General features: G+C 46.8%; 5 protein-coding genes. 3 read left to right on the top strand and 2 right to left on the bottom strand.

The genetic code is table 11. The features are described from left to right. Positions 1 to 121 precede the first annotated feature (121 nt). Positions 122 to 1,363, bottom strand: coding sequence for a polysialyltransferase family glycosyltransferase (locus CHB92_RS12530; RefSeq protein WP_089319552.1), 1,242 nt, complete (start codon positions 1,361 to 1,363; stop codon positions 122 to 124). A 59-nt stretch (positions 1,364 to 1,422) separates the two neighbouring features. Between CHB92_RS12530 and CHB92_RS12525 the strand changes: the two genes are divergently transcribed. Genes CHB92_RS12525 through CHB92_RS12515 form a run of 3 tightly spaced genes read left to right on the top strand, consistent with a single transcriptional unit; the run spans position 1,423 to position 4,858 of the window. After that, positions 1,423 to 2,592 (top strand): glycosyltransferase, encoded by a 1,170-nt coding sequence (locus tag CHB92_RS12525; RefSeq protein WP_179223030.1) that lies wholly within the window; start codon positions 1,423 to 1,425, stop codon positions 2,590 to 2,592. Next, on the top strand, positions 2,592 to 3,800 hold the full coding sequence (locus tag CHB92_RS12520) for a glycosyltransferase (protein WP_089319550.1): 1,209 nt from the start codon (positions 2,592 to 2,594) through the stop codon (positions 3,798 to 3,800). Before CHB92_RS12525 ends, CHB92_RS12520 begins: the two co-directional genes overlap by 1 nt. After that, complete coding sequence (locus CHB92_RS12515; RefSeq protein WP_089319549.1) at positions 3,797 to 4,858, top strand: glycosyltransferase; 1,062 nt, start codon at positions 3,797 to 3,799, stop codon at positions 4,856 to 4,858. The genes CHB92_RS12520 and CHB92_RS12515 overlap by 4 nt, the downstream gene beginning before the upstream one ends. A gap of 3 nt (positions 4,859 to 4,861) precedes the next feature. On the opposite strand, the gene CHB92_RS12510 is transcribed toward CHB92_RS12515, so the two are convergent. Next, a complete protein-coding gene (locus tag CHB92_RS12510; protein WP_089319548.1) occupies positions 4,862 to 6,109 on the bottom strand; it encodes a tetratricopeptide repeat protein in 1,248 nt (415 codons plus the stop codon). Between the last annotated feature and the right edge of the window lie 32 nt (positions 6,110 to 6,141).

The following is a 6,141-nucleotide window of genomic DNA, read 5'->3' as shown; positions in this document are numbered from 1 at the left end:
GGGTGGACCGGGCCGAGGGCCTGAAAAGGACCCTGGAGTACTTCAGAGATAAGGTGCAGGTTCCTGACAGGCAGGAAGCGTAAGGATAAGAAAAGGCTTTCACCATGAAAGCCTCTTCTTTTTACAACTCACCGCTTAACAGAATATCCCTTAAACGTTCCCCGCTCTTCCCATCAAATTTGTAAAGCCAGTCATTTATAAAGGTCGCTTTATGGGGGAATTGTTGTTGGTGTAGTTTTTCAAGGTTAGGAAGGATACCGCCTAGCTCCTTTAAGCTGCAAATAGCGTGAGCAACGCCTGATTCAATAAAAGGTTGGGAAATTAGAAGCTTTCCAGCAGGATGATTTTCATAGGTGATAACCGTTGTATGCCTAAATGCTGCAAAAGGCATCAAAAGAGTGGAATAGAAACCCAGAACGAGTGGTATAGAAGGGGCAAGAGCTAGTAACTTCTCCTCGTCAACTATTTCCAGGTTAGTTGTTGATCGCTGCTCTTCCCATAGTTTCAAGTCTTGCCAAGGGTGGGGCTTCACATACAGCTTATAACGATGTTCACTGCATACCTTAAGTAATTCCTGGATAAATACTTGTTTATTAGCTCGGTCCCATTGCAGTAAGCCTTGCTCGGCTAAGGGTTGATCAATCAATAAGATAGCTCTTTGTAGGTGTTTGGCTCTGGTAACATTACAAAACTTATCAAAGTAGGGGATTCCAATAAAACTTCTTGCCTGCTTATTGGGAAGGGCTTCCTGTTCTTGATGAATTTTGAAAATTTTAGGGCTAAAGGATACGTAATGCCCCGCTAATCGTTTTGGCGAACTTACTTCTCTGACTGTGTCAAGATAGTTATGTTTACTGCGTACACGGATAAACTGCTCTGCGAATGCTTTGTCATTAGCTGATAGTTCCTTGAGACTGTTAAGGAGAAACCGTCTGGTTCTTATTCTGGATCTGAGGTCTCTAAGAATGGTAAGGTAAAGGTCAAGTTTAGTCTTAATAGAAGTCTTGAGTTGCGGCTTGTTCTTGTATTGAAAGCTCACTGCAGCTCGTAGTCCATGCTCTAGCAGGTATGTAGGGATTGTCGCTTTCTGGCATGCCAAGTTCAGTAGAACGTGGTTATATGATTCGATGTATAAAAAGACTACTTTAGAGGGAGTAACGGCACTCAGGAGTTGATCAGCACTCGTAAAGTCCTGCCAGTAAATGGCTTCTCCATACTTTTTATAAGTGGTGTTCTTTTCCTCCTTAGGAGAGGCGTAAAACAGAAAAGTAAACCTGCAGTGGCCTCGGGAATCCTTTAAAAGGCTCAGATAGTCTAATCTACTGTAGTTGCCGATAAATAGTATATTTGGAGCTTCCCCCATAAACCGGCTTTAGCTGTTAGTTGTAAATGCTTTCTTTTGGAAACTCAAGACGACCTAATGTGGCTGTTATTACACCAGCCATTGCCCGTGAAGGTATAACGAAACAGGTTGCCAATCAAATAGCTGCACTGCAAGAGAGGAAAGTAAATGTGTGTCTGATCGTGCTGTCAGACTTTGATGCGGATGTGCTCCAGGAGCTAGGAGTTCTAGTGCCTCCGCAAGACATACTGCAGCTCCGTCAGCAGGATGCTTATCTCTCGCCCCAAGCTTTCTTATCATCTCTTTCAATTATTGGGCCTATCCTCCAGTTTCTTAAAAAGAGGCAGGTGTCTGTCGTTGTTGCAAATGCTCCTTATGCGCATTTTATTATGCGTTTGGTGAAACTGTTTGGCTTTACGACAGGCTTGAGGCTGGCACTGCATCAGTACTATCACGGATTACAGTATGCTCAGTTCCCTTTAAACTCTTTTCCTAGAATTACCATTAACAGCTTAAATCAGGGATTGGCGCGTTTGGCAGATAATAGCCACATATCCATTAGCAAGGCGACAAGAACAGACGTTGAGGCGCATTTTATGAAACATCATAGGCACGTAGTTCTGTATAACCCGATTTTTAACCTGGCTAAGGTACCAACAGAGAAAGTATCTGTCTTTGTCGGCAAAGAGGAGGCTTTTAAAATTGTGTTGCCAGGAAGGCTGGATTGTAACAAAGGGCAGCTCTTCTTTTTGGAAGTGCTAGAGAGGTTTTTGAAGAGAAAGAGAATAAAGGCAGGGAATCTGCAGCTTTTGTTAATTGGAGCAGGAGAAGCAGAAGAAGAGATAAAGGCTAGGATAAGGAATAATAGCTTGAATGCCTTTGTCAGACTAACTGGGGCTGTGTCAAATCCTCATTTGCGTTGTATGCTAGAAAAGGCAGATTTAGTAGTCGTACCTTCTTTTGTAGAGGGACTTTCCTTTGTAGCTTTAGAAGCTCTGGCAGCGGGAACGACACTGTTGGCCTCAGATGCAGGAGGGCTTAAAGAGGTAGTTAATGATGGTGAAACAGGTTTTCTGTTTGCCGCAGGAGACCAAGAAGACTGTCTTGCAAAGCTGGAGCATGTCTACCATAACCGGGACAAAGAGCTGATAGATAGAGCCAAAGTAGAACAGGACATCAATAACAGGTTCTCTTATAAGGTATACAAAGAGAAGTTCTTTCGGCATCTTTTTTACGATACGAACAGCTGATGGCGAAAAGAGTGCTAGTACTTTCTTACTGGGGGCTGGAGGATGGACTGACGCAGGGAGCTGTCTTGCCCCATGTGCAGGCCCTGGATGAAATATCGAGTGTCCAAAAGATTCTCTTAGTAACGCTGGAGCGAGAGCATCACGTAGTGGGAGAAAGGCAATTACCAGGCAAGGTGGAGCATAAGCCGGTTTACATTAAGAACTATGGCCCCAACATACTCAGTAAAGCAGCGGACTTTCTGGTACTACCTGCCCGGCTTAAAACCATTGCGGAGAAAAAAGAAATTAACAGTGTCGTTGGTTTTGGCGCTTTGGCAGGAGCCTTGGCGCATTTCATTTTTACCAGGTCAGGTATTCCTTACTATGTGTCTCTTTTTGAACCTCATGCTGCTTATATGTTAGAGTCTGGTGTATGGGGTAAGCACAACCTGAAGTACATTTTTCAAAAGATGTGGGAAGAGCGGGAGAAGAAGTACGCGACTGGTTTGATGCCTGTATCAGAAAAGTACAGACAAGAGCTTTTGAGAGAGAGGGTTCCTAAAGGGAAAATTAAGTTAGTGCCTTGTGTGGTAGATCTCCAGCAGTTTATGATGCGGGAGAGTAGTCGGGAAAGTATGAGAAGGGCTTTAAGCATAGAAAAGGATGAGTGCGTAGGCATATATGTAGGGAAGTATGGAGACCTTTACTATAAAGAGGAGGTCTTCCAAATCTATAGGCAATGCTTTAAAACAGTTCCCCGATTTAGACTCCTTATACTATCACCACAGCCTCAGGAAGAAATTATACACTACCTGGAGGAGAGTAATATTGATAAGGATAGGGTGTATATAACTACTGTTCCTCATACAGAAGTGCCGCAGTACATGTCGGCTGCTGACTTTGCCTTTGCAACCTTTAAACCCGGGCCTTCCAAGAGATGCCTTTCGCCCATAAAGATCGGGGAGTACTGGGCGAACGGTTTACCCGTGCTGTTAACCGAAGGCGTGGGAGATGACAGTGATATTATTAAAAACGAAGGCGGTGGCGCTTTGTTTAACTTGCAGGAGGTGGGAAGCGTGGAGAGGGCTGTGCAGCAAATATTGCACATACTGCAAGATCCTAACCACCGGCAGGAAATACCAAAGCTGGCCAGGAAGTACAGAAACCCAGACAGGGTAAAAGAGGCATACGAATACTTTTTCGGCCAGAAGCAGGAGGGGCACCAATGAGATTGCTGTTTGTGGTGCCTTATCCCCACGGAGAGGCTGCTTCACAGCGTTACCGCGTGGAACAGTGGCTCCCCATACTTGACATGCACGAGATAAAGTATGAAGTAGCGCCCTTCTGGAGTTGCCAAACCTGGCAGGTGCTATACAAGCCCAGGCACGCCAGGCAAAAATCCATCGGGTTGCTAGCAGGCTTTATCAAGCGTTGCGCCCTGTTATTTCGGTTGCCAGCCTATGATTTCGTCTTTATCCACCGGGAGGCTACCCCTGTGGGACCCCCTTGGTTTGAGTGGATAGCCGCAAAAGTCTTTCGTAAGAAAATAGTCTTCGACTTTGACGACGCGATCTGGTTGCCTAACACGACAGCTTCTAACAAGATGGCGGCAAGTTTTAAATGGCACGGGAAGACGAGAAGTATATGCCGGTGGAGCGACAAGGTAAGTTGCGGGAACAATTACTTGCTGTCTTTTGCGCAAAAGCATAACCAGAAGGTGGTCTTGCTTCCTAGTGTACTGGATACTGTTCACCTCTACCACCACAGAAAAGAACAGCGAGCGGAGGTGGTGCTTGGCTGGATCGGCTCACACTCAACCCTCCTGTACTTGCAGTTAATTGAACCTGTGTTACAGCGACTGGAGCAAAAGTACCGCTTCCGGTTCGTGGTTATTGCTGACCAGCCACCACAACTACAGCTTCAGTCTTTGGAATTTAGAAAGTGGAAAGCGGAGCGTGAAGTACAAGACCTGCTGGAGCTGAACATAGGGCTAATGCCCCTTCCGGATTCAGAATGGGCTAAGGGAAAATGTGCTTTTAAAGCGCTCCAATATATGGCCCTGGGCATTCCGGCAGTTGTTTCTGCAGTAGGGGCAAACATACAGGCTGTGCCTAACGGAAAGGCCGGGTTTGCCTGCTCCACTGCAGAGGAATGGTATGAGCACCTGGAACAACTGATTAACAACCCAGAACTGCGTGAGCAAATGGGGGCAAACGGACAGGAATGGGTCAGGCAGCACTACTCCTTGCAGGCGTACCACAGTACCTTTTTAAGTTTATTCCGTTAGCCCTTACTTTTTCCTGTTTTTCTTCAGGTACTCCTTGGCCTCTTTATAATTAGCTGACTTCTTTTCGCTTGCCTTCAGTACTACACTGTAATAAGCCTTGGCTGTGGCTTTGTCATTTCGCTTGTCGGCGATACGGGCCAGGTTCAGGTAAGAGTTTAAGTAATAGCCCGAGTCACGCTCATCCGACATCTCCGCATACACAATCGAGTTCTTGTAGTGCTGCTCGGCCTTCTGCAGGTCATGGTATTTGTGTTGGTTGATATACGCCAGAATATAGGAGGCATAGCGTCCGCTAACGGCCTCATAGCCTGGCATCTCTTGCTGTATCCGCTGCAGCATGTCTATAGATACCTGCTCGGCTTTCGTAAAATGCCCCTGCACAAACAACAGGCGGGCGTAGTAACGCTGGAAATAAGCGTTGTCCGGGTACTTCTGGTACAGTTCTTCTGCCAGCTGGAGCGCCTTCTCCATTTCCTTCTCCTCGTTTGCATAGATCTTCATCAGGAAGAGCTTGCTTTCCGTACCGGTGTAAAAGCCCGTGTTTGCCACATAAGCAAGCTGCTTTAGCCCTAGGCGCTTGTCTCCGTTCGGGAAAAACAGGAGCACAGGACGCAGCATTGGGTAATGCTCCGGAATCCAGACAGAATAGTAGTTAAAGAGTGCTTCCCCAAAGAGGAACTCCGGGCTAAGGCCATTACCGGCCTTGGCTTTTTCCATGTAGTCCAATGCGCGCTTGCTGGCAACAGTGGCCTTGCGCCAATTGCTGCGCTCGGAGTGCAGGCGGGCTGTAAAGCCATACGCGGCAGCCATAAAAAAAGCGGCTTCCACATTATCCTCATCTGCATCGTACAGCTTCTCAGCCTTCTGAATGGTCGTGTCCATATAGGCAAAGAAGGAATCGTCGTACTGCAGGGTCTGGATATTGGTAGGCAGGATTTTCCACCACTGGCTCAGGCCCAGCAGGAAGTAAGGAAGCGGGTGCTCCGGGTAACGGCGGCGCAGGGACTTGAATTGCTTTTCGGCACGCTCGTACTTAAAGTTGTACATGTTGTCCACGGCCCCTTCCAGTTCGTACTGTATGTCTTTGTTCAGCAGCAGCATGCCTTTTACCCGCGCTGCCTCAGGTACCACCTCAATCGACTCGAAGGTAATATGACGCATGGCCGTCGTATCAGTAGGCGCGCCTGGCTGCTGTGCTGTGGCTAAAGCCGGTAAAATAAGTGTGAAGATAACAAACAGTAACTTCTTCATGCTTTTTAATCAGTATTGGAAGACGGCCTTTG

Source organism: Pontibacter ummariensis (assembly GCF_900188175.1).
Taxonomy (GTDB): Bacteria; Bacteroidota; Bacteroidia; order Cytophagales; family Hymenobacteraceae; genus Pontibacter; species Pontibacter ummariensis.
This window is presented reverse-complemented; position numbering and strand designations above follow the sequence as displayed.